This window comes from Bacillus sp. ISL-46 (assembly GCF_018613205.1).
The window spans coordinates 28,917-45,587 of the sequence record NZ_JAGGQR010000047.1 but is presented as its reverse complement, the minus strand read 5'-3'; the positions used below and the strand labels follow the sequence as shown (position 1 = coordinate 45,587).

The window sequence follows — 16,671 nt, the reverse complement described above, 5'->3', positions numbered from 1 at the left end:
AAAAAATGAAGACGATTCGAGTCAGTATTGTTACTCCCGATGGCCCGGTGTTTGATTCAGATGTGGAAATGGTAAGTACCAAGGCAACAAGTGGTGATTTGGGGATTTCCCCAGGCCACATGCCGTTGGTGGCTCCGCTCGAAATTACTTCCGTACGGCTTAAAAAAGACGGAAAAACGGAATTTATCGCGGTCAGCGGTGGAATTTTAGAGGTCCGTCCTGATCAGGTGACGATCTTAGCCCAATCAGCGGAAGTTGCGTCTGAAATTGATGTTGAACGTGCCATAAGAGCGAAGGAACGCGCGGAACAGCGTCTGAGAGACCATCAAGTCGAGCATACCGATTTCAGACGTGCTGAGCTTGCCTTGCAGCGTGCCATCAATCGCCTCGGCGTATCGGAACGAAGAATGTAGTTTTTTTGGAAAAAGTAAAACCCCTCTGGCGGCTAAATGCTGCTGGAGGGGTTTTTTGTGGTTTTTGGGTGTTTGTATTTATGGTTGTGGTGTGGAGGGAGGGGGATATTAGCATATTCATGATGGGAAGAAAGTTACCTAGCCAGTCTTGCGACTGGCTTTTTGGGTTGGTTGAGGGTGTATTGGGGGAGTGGACAGTATATGTAGGAAGGTGGACAGTAAATTAATAAAAGTCGACAGTAAATATGAGGATTTATTGAAAGTGGTATTTGGAAAGGGTTATGAGGGAGAGTTATTTCTATAATTTGAGTAAATTAGAATACCTAGCCAGTCTTGCGACTGGCTTTTTGGGTTGGTTTGAGGGCTTATTGGGGGAGTGGACAGTAAATGGTTTGAAGTGGACAGTATTTTAATAAAAGTCGACAGTAAATATGAGTATTTATTAAAAGAGGTATTTGGAAAGGCTTATGAGGGAGAGTTATTTCTAAAATTGTGGGAAATTAGTTAGGTGAGCCAGTCTTGCGACTGATTTTTAGCGGGAGTTAAGACTTGATTCGGAAAATAGCATGAAAAGTTGAAGTATGAATATGATTGTATAGGGACATGTTTAAATAATGTGAGATTGAGCTTTGTTTGGTTAGATTATTACTTTTTTAGAAAAATATAAGTTTGTTTAAAAAAAGAGATGTTCGGTGAATTTTTAATGACAAAACTCACTGACATTGTACACATTTTGTTGTTAAATAGGGGTTGTTGTCGAATTATTAGGTAGGTTATTGGGTTCTTGCGAACCCTTTATGCACGTCATCTTCCGCTAACGCTCCAGATAACGTGCACTAAAACATGTCCGTCTATATCTGGTGTGGCGGGTTCGCTCTTGCGTCATCTCTGAGGTAATTCAGGATGTGTTTCTGCGAGATCACGCAAACGCTCAGGGGAGGGGACTTCATGTCGACGACTTAGTTCAGGTGTAAATTGTAATTCTACCCGCCGGATGCTAGCGCATCCTGCGCTTCAGCTATCGCTGAAGCTTGCAAAATTCCTGATTGAAAGTCTCTTTTGAGAGCGAGCTCTCAAGAGCCTTTTAATCAGGAATTTCGCGGCGGATAGAATTCCAATTTTTATGAATTTGGTTTGTCGACATGGGTTTGTAACAGTGCTATAATGAATTCGGTTACAATATTCATTAGTATGAAAATTTACAACATTGGAGGGGATAGATATGGAACTTCTAAATGTATATCAGAATAATTATCTGATCGTCTTTGCGTTTCTATGTCTTGGGGTGCTGCTGCCTGTGGTGGCTTTATATTTAGGTAAGCTTCTGCGTCCGCATAAACCGAGCGAAGCGAAGTATACCACATATGAGAGCGGTATTGAGCCTTTTCACGATTCCCGTGTACAGTTCAATGTCCGCTATTATATTTTTGCCCTGATGTTTGTTATTTTTGATGTAGAAACCGTGTTTTTATATCCATGGGCGGTGGCCTATGATAAACTGGGGATTTTTGCACTAATCGAGATGTTGATTTTCGTTATTATGTTATTAATTGGCCTTGTGTATGCCTGGAAAAAGAAGGTGCTACGATGGAATTAAAACTAGATGGCATTTCACAACAAGAAATGGCCGAGTTACAGCGAAATGTATTTATGACTACGCTAGAGCAAATTAAAGCTTGGGCTCGAAGCAGTTCGATCTACCCGGTGACATTTGGTCTGGCTTGTTGTGCGATTGAGATGATGGGTGTAGGCGGAGCGAATTATGATTTGGATCGTTCGGGTTCCTTTTTCCGTACGTCACCACGCCAGTCGGATTGTATGATTGTGTCTGGAACGGTGACGAAGAAGATGGCACCAATTTTACGAAGATTATATGACCAAATGCCTGAACCAAAATGGGTCATTGCGATGGGTTCTTGTGCGACAGCAGGTGGGCCGTATGTAAAGTCTTATTCCGTCGTTAAGGGAGTCGATCAAATCGTTCCTGTCGATGTGTACATACCTGGATGCCCTCCAAACCCAGCCGCTTTAATTTATGGAATCAATAAATTAAAGGAAAAGATTCGCTATGAAGCGAAGACTGGGAAGAAGGTGATCTAACCGATGAGTGGGGATAAAGATCTTGATCAGTTAAAAAAGGAAGCCGTTGAAAAGGCGAAAGCGGCAGCGGCGGCGAAACGGGCGGCGAAGGCCGCAGGGGAAGCCTCACCAACTCCGAAGCAGGAGGAAAAACCGTCGGAACCAGTTAAGGCCGAAGCACCAGAGCCAGAACCAGCACCGGCAAATGACGGCGATGATCTAGCGAAGAAGAAGGCGGCGGCGGTAGCGAAAGCGAAGGCGGCAGCAGCGGCAAAGCGAAAAGCGATGGAGCTTGCTGGCACTCCAGCCCCAGCCGAGGAATCTGCGCCAGTTGAAACACCAGCACCAGTGACTGAAACTTCTGCTTCAGACGACAGTGACGATTTAGCAAAGAAAAAGGCAGCAGCGGTAGCGAAAGCGAAAGCGGCGGCCGCAGCGAAGAAAATAGCGATGGAACTAGCTGGCGGAGCAGCCCCAGCAGCTGAATCCGAGGCAGGCGATAACGCCCCAGCCGGAGACGATGCTAAGGCAAAAGCGGCAGCAGCGGCCAAGGCGAAAGCAGTGGCGGCAGGAGCAGAAGCAGGAACCGACTCAGTCGCACCAGCAGGCGGCGATGACGAAAAAGCTAAAGCGATTGCAGCAGCGAAAGCAAAGGCCAAAGCAGCGGCAGCAGCCAAGGCGAAAGCGGCAGCGGGCGGAAAAGCGGATGCTACAGCGGCTCCAGCAGCCGAAACGAAGCCATCACCAAACCAGCCATACCTCGATAAGTATGTGAAGGTGATTACCGAACATCTGGGTTCAGATGTTTTAGAAGATTCTTATATTAATAAACTATCTAAGGACGTTCCAACCCTTGTGGCGAAGCGTGATACATATTACAAAGTAGCTCAATTTTTAAAATACAACGAGCTCTTAGGGTTCGATTATTTATCAGAGCTTCATGGGACAGACTTTGAAACACATATGGAAGTTTATGTTCACTTGTACTCATACAAAAACCGTCAGTCCGTCGCCCTAAAAGTGAAGATTGACCGCAGCGAACCAACAATCGAGTCCTTGCAGCCACTTTGGGCAGGCGCAGAATGGCCTGAATGTGAAGCCTATGATTTACTAGGAATCAAGTTTCCAGGACATCCAGACTTACGGCGCATCTTGCTAGGCGAAGAATGGGTTGGCCATCCACTGCGAAAAGATTACGAGCCGTACGACGTGGAGGTGTAACCAATGATCAGAACAGAAGAAATGATATTAAACGTCGGTCCTCAGCATCCAAGTACGCACGGAGTTTTCCGGCTGGTTGTTAAAATTGATGGGGAAATCATTACCGAAGCGAAACCTGTCATCGGGTACTTACACCGCGGGACAGAAAAATTAGCAGAAGACCTGCAATATACGCAGATTATTCCTTACACCGACCGAATGGACTATTTGTCCTCGATGACCAATAACTATATCCTCTGTCATGCCGTCGAGACAATGATGGGGATTGAAATTCCTGAACGAGCTGATTTCTTACGCGTGATTGCGATGGAATTGAACCGGATTGCCAGCCACCTTGTCGCCTGGGGTACGTATATCCTTGACTTAGGTGCAACAAGTCCGTTTATCTACGCCTTCCGTGACCGCGAAATGATTATCAATATGCTCAACGAATTATCGGGGGCACGCTTGACCTTCAACTATATGCGCGTTGGCGGTGTGAAGTGGGATGCACCTGAAGGCTGGATTGAAAAAGTAGGCAGCTTTGTACCATACTTGCGCGGCCAGCTGAAAGGCTATCACGATCTTGTGTCCGGAAATGAAATCTTCCTCGACCGGGTCAAAGGCGTCGGCAAATATACAAAAGAAGAGGCACTCCAATATTCACTGAGCGGACCAAACCTGCGCAGTACAGGCGTGAAATGGGATCTTCGTAAAGATGAGCCTTACTCCGTTTACAACCGTTTTACCTTTGATGTACCAACCTCAGAGGACGGCGATTGCTTAGCTCGCTACCATTTGCGTCTTGCGGAGATTGAAGAATCCTTGAAAATCCTGGAACAAGCCGTGGAACAATTCCCTGGTGAAGGTCCCATTATGGCGAAAGTGCCGAAAATCATTAAGGCACCTAAAGGCGAAGCCTTCGTCCGCATTGAATCACCGCGCGGAGAGATTGGCTGCTATATTTACAGCGACGGCAAAAAAGAACCGTACCGCTTAAAGTTTAGAAGACCATCCTTCTATAACCTGCAAATTCTCCCGAAACTATTAAAGGGTGAAAATATTGCAAACATGATTGCTATTTTAGGGGCAGTTGATATTGTCCTTGGGGAGGTTGACGGCTAATGATAGAAGAATTGCTCCAGTCAAGTCCGGGTTGGGCTAACTTTGGAATTTTCTTTTTACTCGGCGCTGTCTTGCTTTTAATTGTATTAGGATTTGTTACCTACGGAATTTTAGCAGAGCGGAAAGTCTTAGGCTACATGCAGCTGCGCCATGGTCCAAACCAGGTCGGCGGTAAATGGGGACTATTACAAACCGTCGCAGACGTCCTCAAGCTGTTACTAAAAGAGGACATCATTCCAAAAGCAGCCGACAAGCCATTATTTATCATTGCACCAGTCATCGCCTTCGCGCCATCCTTTATGGTCCTGGCGACAATGCCGTTCACAGACGCCTTTCAATTTGCTGACATCGGTGTCGGATTACTCTATTATATTGCCGTTAGCGGATTGACCACCTTTGGTATGCTCCTTGGCGGCTGGGCATCAAATAACAAGTACGCCCTCTTAGGAGGAATGCGTGCATCAGCCCAAATGATTTCCTACGAAATCCCGTTAGTCATGTCCGTCCTAGGAGTCATCCTTTTATCAGGAAGTTTAAACCTAAATGATATCGTCGAAGCACAAAAACATGGCTGGTTTGTACTCTTACAGCCAATCGGCTTCATCGTCTTTTTCATTGCATCAATCGCCGAATTAAACCGGACACCATTCGACCTGCCGGAATCGGAAAACGAACTAGTCGCTGGATACCATGTAGAATATTCCGGATTCCGCTGGGCCTTCTTTATGCTCGCTGAATATGTGTACTTATTCGCAATGTCCGCACTCATTACCGTCGTCTTCCTTGGAGGATGGCTGGCACCAATCAGCTTCCTGGACTTCATCCCAGGCGCCGTCTGGTTCGCACTTAAATTCAGCGTCGTCGTCTTTGTCTACATCTGGCTGCGGGCAACACTACCACGTTTCCGCGCCGACAAACTCATGGAATTTGGCTGGAAAGTACTATTGCCAATCGCACTAGCAAACATATTCTTAACCGCGCTAGTTAAATCGTTATTTTTCTAAGAAAAGCGGAATCGCCCGTTTAGCATCGTAGGGAGAAGAGCGAAGTACACTAGATGCTGGGCGATGGAGCTAGACAGTTATCGAAGTTCAAAGTTACAGCCTTCACATGGTGCCTGACACCAAAAACCATCTTTAAAATGTAAAAGGGGTGAAAAACGTGCTTGGATTAGTAAAAGGCTTGAAATATACCCTAAAAAACTTGACCAAAGAAAAGGTTACGTATGATTATCCAAACAAGCCGCTTCCACTGCCAGACCGGTTCCGCGGTATTCAAAAGTTTTATCCGGAAAAGTGTATTGTTTGTAATCAGTGTATGAACATCTGTCCGACGGATTGTATTAATTTAACGGGTAAAAAGCATCCGGACCCAACGAAAAAAGGGAAAATCATTGATACCTATGATATTAACTTTGAAATTTGCATCCTTTGTGACTTATGTACGGAGGTATGCCCGACCGAAGCGATTATCATGACCAATAACTTCGAGCTCGCTGAATACAGCCGTGACATGTTATTTAAAAACCTAGAATGGTTAGATGAAAACGATGAAAACATACGGCAGGTGAATAAACCATGACCTTTTCAGGCGATTTCCTCGCTTTTATGGGGCTCGCACTTGTCGCCATTATCGGCGGTGTGCTTCTTTTAAACCTTACCAAGGTGGTTCATATGGTCGTTTCACTGATCTTCACCTTTGTCGCAATTGCTGGAATTTACGTGCTGCTGTCAGCCGAATTTGTGGCAGCTGTGCAAATCTTAATCTATTCAGGTGCGATTACCATCATCATGCTGTTTGGAATCATGTTAACAAAGCATAATGATGAACATGAACCACAAACAGGCAAATGGAGAAAAATCCTCGTCTTCTTAGGGATTCTCGGCTTTGCATTTGCTGTTTACCTTGGCATTTACAATTTCAATATCGAACAGGTTCCGACCACCTTGCATGAAAACAACACGATGCAAATCGGTAAAGCACTTTACTCAAAATACATCATTCCGTTTGAGTTAACGTCTGTATTACTACTCGTCGCCCTTGTCGGTTCGATTATCTTAGCTAAAAATGAGAAGAAGGAGGCGGACGACCAATGAGTTCTGTTCCCGCTTCAGCCTTCCTGGCACTTGCACTGATCTTGTTTTGCATCGGTTTATACGGTGCGCTTACCAAAAGGAACACCGTTATTGTCCTGATTTCGATTGAATTAATGCTGAATGCGGTCAATATTAATCTTGTAACCTTCAGCAAATATGGAATGGCGCCGTCCATTACCGGCCAAATCTTCGCCCTGTTCGCGATCAGCGTTGCAGCAGCCGAAGCGGCTGTCGGTCTAGCCATCTTAATCTCACTTTACCGCGCCAAAAAGACCGTCAACATCGACGAAATGGACACAATGAAAAACTAAAAAAAATTGGGTGTCAGGCACCACGAAAAGACACTTCGCCATTTTGTCCACCGTGGACGGACACTGCAACTTTGTGTTGAGTTGTCCACTGTACGCGGACATTTATGCGGATTTGTCCACGAAGGGTGTCAGGCACCAGATAAAAATAACTTTCGACAAAACTCGGGTGGTGACAGTCACCGCCCGTGTCTAAGGGGATAGTGATAATGATGGAGAATGCATGGCTCATACCGCTTTTCCCGCTATTATCGTTTTTGATCCTTCTTCTTTTCGGGAAGCGACTGAAAGAGGCGAGTGCGTATGTGGGGATTCTGTTCACATTGGCATCGCTTGTCTACTCGATTTTGGTATTATTCGAGCGCTTTTCTGAGCCAACCTATGTTACGAAATTTGACTGGCTCACGATAGGAGATATGCATCTAACAGCGGGCTTTGAAGTGAATCAATTAAATGCATTAATGCTGTTTATCGTATCGCTCGTAAGTTTCTTAGTACATACCTACTCCAAAGGTTATATGCAAGGGGACGAGCGGTTTCCAGTATTCTATGCCTATTTAGGACTCTTTACGTTTGCAATGCTTGGTCTGGTGATTTCACCAAACTTACTGCAAACCTATATTTTCTGGGAGCTTGTCGGTGTCGGTTCCTTCCTATTAATCGGTTTTTATTTTTACAAGGACGAAGCGAAGGCGGCCGCGAAAAAAGCGTTCATTATGACCCGGATCGGGGACGTAGGCTTATTTATCGGCATGATTCTGCTATTCTGGGAAACCAAAAGTTTTGAATATAGTGAAATTTTCGCTGCTGTTGATGCCGGTGCGGTGTCAGGCACCATGATTACCTTAACTGCCATTCTTATTTTCATCGGGGCGGTTGGTAAGTCGGGTCAGTTCCCGCTTCACACCTGGCTTCCGGATGCGATGGAAGGTCCGACGCCTGTTTCGGCCTTAATCCACGCGGCGACCATGGTTGCTGCCGGTGTTTATTTGGTAGCGGCACTATTTCCACTGTTCGCAGCGAGCAAAACAGCGCTCCTTACGATCGCCGTGATTGGCGCGTTTACCGCGATTTTTGCGGCAAGCATTGGTCTTGTGCAAACCGATATCAAACGTGTACTCGCGTATTCAACGGTCTCACAGCTTGGCTACATGATGCTTGCCTTAGGGTCTGCCGGTTATGTTGCTGGGGTATTCCACCTGATGACACACGCATTCTTCAAGGCGCTGTTATTCTTAGCAGCCGGCTCCGTCATTCATGCGGTACATACACAGAACATCGAGGAAATGGGCGGACTTTGGAAAAAGCTCAAACTAACCGGACCGCTATTCTTAATCGGAACACTCGCAATCAGCGGTGTCCCAGGGCTTTCCGGATTCTTCTCCAAAGATGAAATTTTAGTTGCGGCCTGGGAAGGCGGACATCCAATCCTCTTCTTACTCGCTCTTGCGGCCGCATTTATGACAGCTTTCTATATGTTCCGCTTGTTCTTCATGGTATTTACCGGTGAAGCACGCGGAGAACAAAAGCATGTGCACGAATCACCAGTGAACATGACTTACCCGATGATTCTCCTCGGTGTGATGGCGATTGTTGCTGGTTATGTCAATACACCTTGGTTTGGAACGTTCCTTGGCGACTGGCTTGTTGATGGCAACGAAGCGCTCGCGCACCATGGGCACGTCGAAGGTCCAAGCTGGATCATGATTGCTGCAACGGTTGTTTCCTTAGCGGGAATTTACCTTGCATACTTGATGTACAGCAAGCGGTCTGTGGCCCGCAACTGGTTAAGCGGCACAGGGGATACATTACACACGATTTTAACGAACAAATATTACGTCGACGAGTTCTATCAACTGACTGTCGTCGCGTTTACTAAAGGACTCAGCTACTTCTTACGTTTCATTGATGTCTTCCTTGTTGGCGGACTCGTCAAGGGTGTAGTTGGGATTGTCCAAGGTCTTGGGGCAGCAGGTTCGAAGCTGCAAACCGGACAGGTTCAAACTTACGGCGCGGTCGCCTTTATTGGGCTAGCGGTCCTCGTTGTCATCTTTGCATTAACTGGGGGGTACCTACGATGAATTTAACATCTGTTCTTTCAATCCTAGTATTCTCCCCTTTACTAGGTATCGTCGTTTTGGCTTTTATGCCTAAAACGGAAGAAAAAGCGATTAAAGCGGTTGGCTTTCTAGCCACACTGCCGGCCTTACTGTTGGCACTGGCTGCCTATCTTCATTATCAATTTGGCAAGGATTTGGCGGATTTTACCGTATCTGTCCCGTGGATTCAATTCCGCGGCATAGCCGGCGTCGAAGAGCCAGTTTTCTCGGTGTACTATGAACTTGCCTTGAGCGGTTTTCAACTCTTGCTGGTCGTCCTCACAGCGGTCGTAGCGACGCTGTCAGCGATTGCGGCGGCAAAGTTTGTGAAAAAGGAATGGAAAGGCTATTTCATGCTCTTCCTTCTGTTAGAAATCGGAATGCTCGGCGTGTTTACCGCTGAAAACTTAATTCTGTTCTTCATCTTCTTTGAAGTCACCTTAATCCCGACCTTCTTCTTAATCGGAAAATGGGGTTATTTTGAAAAAGAAAAGGCAGCTTACAGCTTCTTAATTTATAACGGCTTAGGGTCAGCTGTACTGCTTATCGTCATCATGATTCTGTTTGCAAAAACAGGCACGACGAATATTGATACCCTGGTCCAAATGGTGGCCGATCCAAACGCGCCGCTGTCTGGCGACTTAAAGCTTGGCTTGTTCATTGCTTTATTGATTGCGTTTGGTGTAAAATTACCGATTTTCCCATTACACAGCTGGATGCTGAAGGTACACGTTCAAGCGCCGCCATCTGTTGTTATGATCCACTCAGGGATTCTCCTGAAGATCGGTGCGTACGGATTAATTCGTTTTGGGATGGGGATTTTTCCCGAGCAGTTTCAAACACTTGCGACGCTGATTGCTGTCCTTGGAGTGATTAATCTCCTTTACGGGGCGTTTCTAGCGTTCATTCAAACAGATTTTAAAATGGTTTTGGCTTATTCATCCATTTCTCATATGGGTATTGTGTTAATCGGACTTGCGGCGATGAATGAGGCTGGGGTTCAGGGGGCGATTTTCCAAGTGATTTCGCACGGATTGATTTCCGCGCTGTTGTTCTTCTTGGTGGGCATCCTTTATGAACGCACCGATACATCGCTGATTGAGAATCTTGGCGGAATGGCGAAGGGCATGCCGATTGCTGCGGGCTTTTTGTTGGCCGCAGGGATGGCGTCGCTTGGATTGCCAGGGATGTCTGGATTTGTGAGTGAGTTTATGGCTTTCCTCGGTCTTTTCAAAGAAATGCCGTGGATTGCCGCAGTTGGTACGATCGGGATTATCATGACGGCGGCTTACTTGCTTCGCGCTGTGTTAGGAATCACGTACGGCCAGTCGCATCGTGAATTTACTGGCGTCCTTGATCTTAAAGGTGTGGAATTTGTGCCAGTGGTTATTTTGATGTTGTTAATCGTTGTAATTGGTGTTTTCCCAAGTGTCCTCAGCGCGCCATTAAAAACTACACTTGAAACAATCATGCTAGGGATAGGAGGGTGATGAAGGATGAGTCTTGAGACCTTGCAGCAATTTAATTGGAGTGCCATGACGCCAGAGTTCATCATCCTTGGTGTATCAGCACTTCTTACACTTTTAGATTTATTTATGCCGAAAAATATGGATCGAAAAATTCTCGGCTGGATCGGGATTGCGGCCATTTTTGCTGCGATCGTTTCTGTGCTTGGCATGGTCGGCGGACCAGTGACGTCCATTTTGGAGAATTCGTTCCGCTTAGATAGTTTCGCGATGGCCTTTAAATTATTGCTGCTTGCAGGTGCAGGTCTGGTCATGTTCTTGGCCGTCAGCTATGAGCCGAAAGACGGCTTGGAAGAATATCGCGGCGAGTTTTATTATTTGTTCTTATCGGCCTTGCTCGGTGCGATGATTATGACATCCAGCGGCGATCTAATTACGCTGTTTATCGGCTTGGAATTGTTAACTGTTTCTTCTTATATTTTAGCGGGGATCCGCAAGTATCATTTAGAGTCTAACGAATCAGCGATGAAGTACGTCATCAATGGCGGAATTTCGACTGCGATTACGTTGTTTGGGATGAGCTATATCTATGGCTTAACAGGCTCAACCAACTTGCTCGACATTGCCGGCCGGTTGTCCACGGTTACGGGTGGCCAGCAAGCTTACTTGTTAACCTTGGCATTTTTGATGGTTTTTGTTGGATTAGCCTTTAAACTGGGTGCGGCTCCGTTCCATATGTGGGCACCTGACGTTTACCAAGGGGCGCCAACGCCGGTTACTGCTTTTCTAAGTGTGGTTTCGAAGACAGCGGGCTTTGTGATTGTACTCCGCATTTTGTTAACGGTATTTGGTTCGGCTGCATCGGTTGGAAATCCACAAATGCCGATTTTGTTAGAGATGCAGGACTACATCGCCTTTATCGCTGGGGCGACCATGATTATTGGTAACTTTATTGCTTTGAAGCAGTCGAACATAAAACGAATGTTTGCTTACTCAAGTATCGCTCATGCCGGTTATATTTTAGTGGCGTTAACGTCGCTCAGCTCGAATATGTTTTATTCGATCTGGTTCTACTTACTCGCTTACTTGTTCATGAACCTTGGCGCGTTTGCGGTCATCCAGGTGGTTAGCGAAAAAACAGGCTCAACGGAGATTGCTGATTTTGCTGGATTGTATCGCCGCTCGCCGGTGCTTGCAGTCGTGATGGGCTTACTGCTTGTTTCGTTGGCCGGTTTCCCGGGGACAGCTGGTTTCATTGGAAAATTAAACATCTTTATCGGGGCATTTTATGGTACGCCGCATTATGTGCTTGCGTCGATTATGATTGCGACGACGGTCGTTTCGTATTTCTACTATTTCGGCGTGATGACGCAAATGTTCTTCCGTCCGGCAAGCGATGACAGCAAGTTCAATCTTCCATTCGGAATTATTGTGGTCTTGATTGTTGCTGTGGTTGGTTCAGTACTGTTTGGTGTGATGCCGAATATCGCTTTAGATTTTATGCAAAATAATCTTGATATCTTAGCAGACTTTTTCAGCTAGTTGTTAAGGGAGGGTTAGGCTGCTTGGGGGAAGGCGGCCGGTTAATTTAAAGGGGTTTTATATGAAGAAGAAGAGGTTGGGGAACCTCTTCTTTTTTTGTATCTATTATTTATTTAATATTTGTTACTCAAGGCAGGGTTTCGATTTCTAATCGATTTGAATCGGTCTTCCTCATGATCAGGTGTTGGTTCCACGTCTAAAGGAATCTCTTCTTCACTGTCGATCATATTATGGGCAGAGTCTTCTCTTTTCTTGACCAGGACTAAGATCTTACCTTCTTCAACGGACTCCCCATAATACTTGGCGTCATCGTCTGGAATACCAAGTCCGATCAGTGCTCCAGTTAAACCTCCTACACCTGCACCGGTTAAAGCACCCATTATGCTTGCAGCGATTGGACCTGCGGCGACAATCGGGCCAATACCCGGTATGGCAAGAGCGCCAAGTCCAGCTAATAATCCTGTTGCGCCACCAAGTGCTCCACCTGTAATCGCACCTGTGGCGGCGGTTTCTTCGACTGCAGTACCTGTTTCTTCGGTAACGTAATCAACGTGATTGTGATCTTTACCGATTACACTGATTTCTGACTTATCGTATCCCCATTTTACAAGATCCTCAATTGCGGCAATGGCCTCTTGTTCGGATTGATAAACACCTACAATGTTTTTTTCATGTTTGTTCATTTTTACTCCTCCTCTTATTTAAAATTTGGATGTTTTATAAAAAATGAATATAGTAATATCATTAATAGGTTGCCACTGTGAATGTTTACTATCTTGATAGTTTATCCTTCACTTCTCCAACGCCTTCTTTTACTTTGCCTTTTGCTTTATCCATTTTTCCTTCTACTACCTTTGAATCATCATCTGTTAAATGACCCCATTGTTCTTTAGCTTCTCCTTTTACTTGATCTACATTACCTGACAATTTATCCTTATTCATATTGTTTAGCCTCCTTCTAATGGAACGGTAAGTATCTTTTAGAAGTGCCAAGAGCTGCGCTATCTGCTGTTAAGCAATGAAATCTCATCCAATAAGTAAACGTGGGAGGTTAATGGTGCCAATATGGTTATTGGATTTGCTATTAAACTCATACCTTTCAGCCCCTTTCGTTTGCATATTGGTTATATTCCCACTGGATAAAATACGAAACCTCATTTTTTTTCAAAAATAAGGGGTGAATGATCCATCCAGAGTAAAAAATCGTTTTCTTTCTATTAAAGCCATTTTTTAAAAAGCCTTTGATTACCATTTAAAAAAATTTTATTTGCTGGGGATTGAACCAACTAGTAAAAAAAATAAGGTTTCATTTCTTTTATTAGGGTTATATATCCAATAGAAAACTTACTTACGTAAATAAGTTGGAAACTGAAAAAAATGGGGAAAAGGAGATCGATACTATGGATATGAATCAAATGATGACGGGTTGGTACTCTTATTTTAATCAGCTTCCGAACTTGCTGTTTGCCCTTCTTGTATTATTAGTTGGCTGGCTGATTGCTAAGAGTATCGGAAAAGGTGTGGAGGCAATTTTAAGGAAAACACGCTTTGATGATAAGCTTTTTTCAAACTTTGAAAAGAGAAAATATTCTTCTGAAGTGATTATTGGAAAAATTGTTTATTATATTTTACTAGTGTTTGTGTGGACTATCTTTTTTAATATGCTGAACTTAAGCTTGATTGCCACACCACTGGTTCAAATGTTATCAATCATTACAGCAGCGATTCCGAACGTTTTAAAAGCTGCTCTAATATTACTACTAGCTTGGGCAGTTGCCTCACTCGTTCGTATGCTCTTTAAAAAGGCCTCTGCAATGTTTCATTTTGAACGTCTTTTAGTAAAGTGGAAGATTACAAATAATCCAGCGGATGCTGTAAGTAAGGTAAACAGTATCGCTAAAGCTCTTTTCTACTTTGTTTTCTTACTATTTTTACCAGGGGTCTTGGATGCATTGCAAATGGAAGGTGTTTCTGAACCTTTCGCAAACACCCTCTCAACTTTGCTTGCCTTTATACCTAAGTTATTTGCTGCCGCACTGATTGTCTTGGTCGGCTGGCTAATTGCAAAAATTGTCCGTGATATTCTAACAAACTTTTTAAGAAGTATTGGTACGGAGAGAATGGGTCAACGGTTTGGGTTAAGCCCAACAGGAGAGGGAACCACTCTTTCAAGTATGATCGGCAATATTGCGTTTATCTTAATCTTAATTCCGACGATTATTACAGCCTTAGAAAAACTCGATCTAAAAGGAATTTCTGATCCGGCCATAACTATGCTTCATCATGTGCTCTCCCTCATTCCAAACATCGCTGTGGCGGTAATCTTAATCTTAGTGGGCTTATGGCTTGGAAAATGGGTCGAAAATATGGTTACTCAAATGCTTTGGCGCTTAAAATTTAATAATTTATTTCACCATATGGGCATTGGCTCATTAAATCCAGAGCAATCCAAGTACAATCTTTCACAAATCGTTGGTATGCTCGCAAAAATAGTGATTGTTTTATTATTTACAGTGGAAGCATTACAAATTGTCCACTTAGAGTTCTTAGTGACTCTTGCCACAGGCGTGATTGCTTATTTACCGATGTTATTCGCTGCACTAGTTATTTTAGGAGTTGGATTATATTTAGGTCATTTAGTAGAACGTATTTTACAAAACATTTTAAGGAACAGCTACTCGCGGACACTTGCAGCTGTTGGGAAATATGCAATCTTTGCAGTTACTGTCTTTATGGCATTAGACCAGCTTGGTGTTGCTCATTCCATCGTAAATGCGGCCTTTATTCTCGTATTAGGTGGAGTAGCATTAGCATTCGGCCTCGCCTTCGGTCTAGGGGGAAAGGAATTTGCCACGAAATATTTAGGCAAGCTAGATAATAAAATAGACAAGAAAATAATAGAATAAAAGATTTAAGCAAAAGGGACAGGTTGTTACCTGATCGCACAAATAACAATCCGAAACTCAGATGATTTCGGATTGTTATTTTTAATAAAAGAGAGGGAGTGAAGCTTCTCTTGATGATAATAAATTTACTTTTAATCACACTATTAATCGCACTTACTGGATTTTTTGTCGCAATCGAATTTGCCATTGTAAAAGTACGACCATCCAGGATTGATCAATTGATTGCGGAAGGAAAGAAGGGTGCTGTTGCAGCTAAAAAGGTAGTATCCCATCTCGATGAATATCTTTCAACCTGCCAACTGGGAATCACAGTAACGGCACTCGGGTTGGGGTGGTTAGGAGAACCAACGGTAGAAAAGCTGCTGCACCCATTGTTAACGGTACTCAACCTAAATGAATCTGTTACACATATTTTATCCTTTGGGCTTGCCTTTGCCTCAGTTACCTTTTTACATGTAGTAATTGGTGAATTGGCGCCTAAAACAGTAGCAATCCAAAAAGCGGAGATTGTAACGCTTTACTTCTCTCGGCCAATCATATGGTTTAACAAAATCATGTTTCCGTTTATCTGGCTATTAAATGGTTCTGCTCGTCTGTTGGCTGGTCTATTTGGCTTAAATCCAGCATCCGAACAAGAATCAGCTCACTCCGAAGAAGAGCTGCGGATCCTCTTGTTAGAAAGCTATAAGAGTGGGGAGATTAATCAGAATGAATTACGATATGTAAACAATATTTTTGAATTTGATGAGAGATTGGCAAAAGAAATCATGGTCCCTCGCACGGAAATTAGCAGCCTTACGTTGGACGACACGATTAATGAAGTTATTAAGAGGGTGAAAAGCGAAAATTATACTCGATATCCAGTAATGGACGGTGATATAGATAATATCATCGGTATCATAAACGTTAAAGCACTCTTAACAGCTAAAATAATGAATAAAGGAAATAAGGAAGAGTTGAAGGTAAAATCCTATATCAATCCTGTTATTTACGTGATCGAAACCATTCCCATTCATGACCTATTGGTGAAAATGCAAAAAGAACGTACACATATGGCCATTCTAATGGATGAATACGGTGGGACTTCTGGTTTGGTTACGGTTGAAGATATTATTGAGGAAATCGTCGGAGAAGTTAGAGATGAATTTGATGCGGATGAAGTTGCAGAGATTCAAAAGATCAAGGAAAACCATTATTTAGTAGATGCAAAACTATTAATAGAGGACGTAAATGATTTACTCGGGACAAGCTTAGCGACTGCAGGAATAATTACAATTGGCGGCTGGTTTCTATCACAAAACCTTGACTCCCAAAAAGGAAGTGAAGTTGTAACAGAAGGATATCTATTCAAAGTCCACACGATCAGTGGTTATCACATTTCGAATTTAGAAGTAAAAAAGATTTAAAACAAAAGAAGGCTTGGAATATCCAAGCTCT

At 43.9% G+C, this 16,671-nt stretch carries 16 protein-coding genes; 14 read left to right on the top strand and 2 right to left on the bottom strand.

Translation table 11 applies throughout. The features are described from left to right. Positions 1-5 precede the first annotated feature (5 nt). The 12 genes from J7E67_RS22120 (at position 6) to nuoN (ending at position 12,328) form a co-directional block, all read left to right on the top strand. Positions 6-413: a F0F1 ATP synthase subunit epsilon gene (locus J7E67_RS22120; protein WP_214732856.1), complete on the top strand. Its 408-nt coding sequence runs from the start codon at positions 6-8 to the stop codon at positions 411-413. Between the two features lie 1,222 nt (positions 414-1,635). Further along, the gene (locus J7E67_RS22115; RefSeq protein WP_168241277.1) at positions 1,636-2,010 is read left to right on the top strand and encodes an NADH-quinone oxidoreductase subunit A; all 375 of its coding nucleotides are present in this window, start codon (positions 1,636-1,638) and stop codon (positions 2,008-2,010) included. Continuing rightward, on the top strand, positions 2,001-2,513 hold the full coding sequence (locus J7E67_RS22110) for a NuoB/complex I 20 kDa subunit family protein (RefSeq protein WP_088090195.1): 513 nt from the start codon (positions 2,001-2,003) through the stop codon (positions 2,511-2,513). The genes J7E67_RS22115 and J7E67_RS22110 overlap by 10 nt, the downstream gene beginning before the upstream one ends. A 3-nt stretch (positions 2,514-2,516) precedes the next feature. Then, a complete protein-coding gene (locus J7E67_RS22105) occupies positions 2,517-3,713 on the top strand; it encodes an NADH-quinone oxidoreductase subunit C (RefSeq protein ID WP_214732855.1) in 1,197 nt (398 codons plus the stop codon). Positions 3,714-3,716: 3 nt separating this feature from the next. After that, positions 3,717-4,817, top strand: coding sequence for an NADH-quinone oxidoreductase subunit D (locus J7E67_RS22100; protein ID WP_088090193.1), 1,101 nt, complete (start codon positions 3,717-3,719; stop codon positions 4,815-4,817). Then, entirely contained in the window at positions 4,817-5,821 is a 1,005-nt protein-coding gene (nuoH, locus tag J7E67_RS22095; RefSeq protein WP_088090192.1) for an NADH-quinone oxidoreductase subunit NuoH, read from the top strand. The genes J7E67_RS22100 and nuoH overlap by 1 nt, the downstream gene beginning before the upstream one ends. Positions 5,822-5,978: 157 nt before the next feature. Further along, complete coding sequence (nuoI, locus tag J7E67_RS22090; protein ID WP_098932391.1) at positions 5,979-6,398, top strand: NADH-quinone oxidoreductase subunit NuoI; 420 nt, start codon at positions 5,979-5,981, stop codon at positions 6,396-6,398. Continuing rightward, positions 6,395-6,913, top strand: coding sequence for an NADH-quinone oxidoreductase subunit J (locus tag J7E67_RS22085; RefSeq protein WP_214732854.1), 519 nt, complete (start codon positions 6,395-6,397; stop codon positions 6,911-6,913). Before nuoI ends, J7E67_RS22085 begins: the two co-directional genes overlap by 4 nt. Beyond that, positions 6,910-7,224 carry an NADH-quinone oxidoreductase subunit NuoK gene (gene nuoK, locus J7E67_RS22080; protein ID WP_098932392.1) on the top strand — a complete coding sequence of 105 codons (315 nt, stop codon included), beginning with the start codon at positions 6,910-6,912 and terminating at the stop codon, positions 7,222-7,224. Before J7E67_RS22085 ends, nuoK begins: the two co-directional genes overlap by 4 nt. 206 nt (positions 7,225-7,430) lie before the next feature. Further along, positions 7,431-9,302 carry an NADH-quinone oxidoreductase subunit L gene (gene nuoL, locus J7E67_RS22075; RefSeq protein WP_214732853.1) on the top strand — a complete coding sequence of 624 codons (1,872 nt, stop codon included), beginning with the start codon at positions 7,431-7,433 and terminating at the stop codon, positions 9,300-9,302. Next, positions 9,299-10,810 carry an NADH-quinone oxidoreductase subunit M gene (locus J7E67_RS22070; protein WP_214712025.1) on the top strand — a complete coding sequence of 504 codons (1,512 nt, stop codon included), beginning with the start codon at positions 9,299-9,301 and terminating at the stop codon, positions 10,808-10,810. Before nuoL ends, J7E67_RS22070 begins: the two co-directional genes overlap by 4 nt. Positions 10,811-10,816: 6 nt before the next feature. Next, positions 10,817-12,328: an NADH-quinone oxidoreductase subunit NuoN gene (gene nuoN / locus J7E67_RS22065; RefSeq protein ID WP_214712026.1), complete on the top strand. Its 1,512-nt coding sequence runs from the start codon at positions 10,817-10,819 to the stop codon at positions 12,326-12,328. A gap of 113 nt (positions 12,329-12,441) precedes the next feature. On the opposite strand, the gene J7E67_RS22060 is transcribed toward nuoN, so the two are convergent. Both J7E67_RS22060 and J7E67_RS22055 read right to left on the bottom strand, forming a co-directional pair. Further along, the gene (locus J7E67_RS22060) at positions 12,442-13,011 is read right to left on the bottom strand and encodes a general stress protein (protein ID WP_214732852.1); all 570 of its coding nucleotides are present in this window, start codon (positions 13,009-13,011) and stop codon (positions 12,442-12,444) included. Between the two features lie 88 nt (positions 13,012-13,099). After that, a complete protein-coding gene (locus tag J7E67_RS22055) occupies positions 13,100-13,270 on the bottom strand; it encodes a CsbD family protein (protein WP_214712028.1) in 171 nt (56 codons plus the stop codon). 458 nt (positions 13,271-13,728) lie between these two features. On the opposite strand from J7E67_RS22055, the gene J7E67_RS22050 reads away from it, so the two are divergent. Together J7E67_RS22050 and J7E67_RS22045 are read left to right on the top strand one after the other, a co-directional pair. Next, a complete protein-coding gene (locus tag J7E67_RS22050; RefSeq protein ID WP_214732851.1) occupies positions 13,729-15,234 on the top strand; it encodes a mechanosensitive ion channel in 1,506 nt (501 codons plus the stop codon). A 110-nt stretch (positions 15,235-15,344) separates the two neighbouring features. Then, complete coding sequence (locus J7E67_RS22045; protein ID WP_214712030.1) at positions 15,345-16,640, top strand: hemolysin family protein; 1,296 nt, start codon at positions 15,345-15,347, stop codon at positions 16,638-16,640. Positions 16,641-16,671 lie beyond the last annotated feature (31 nt).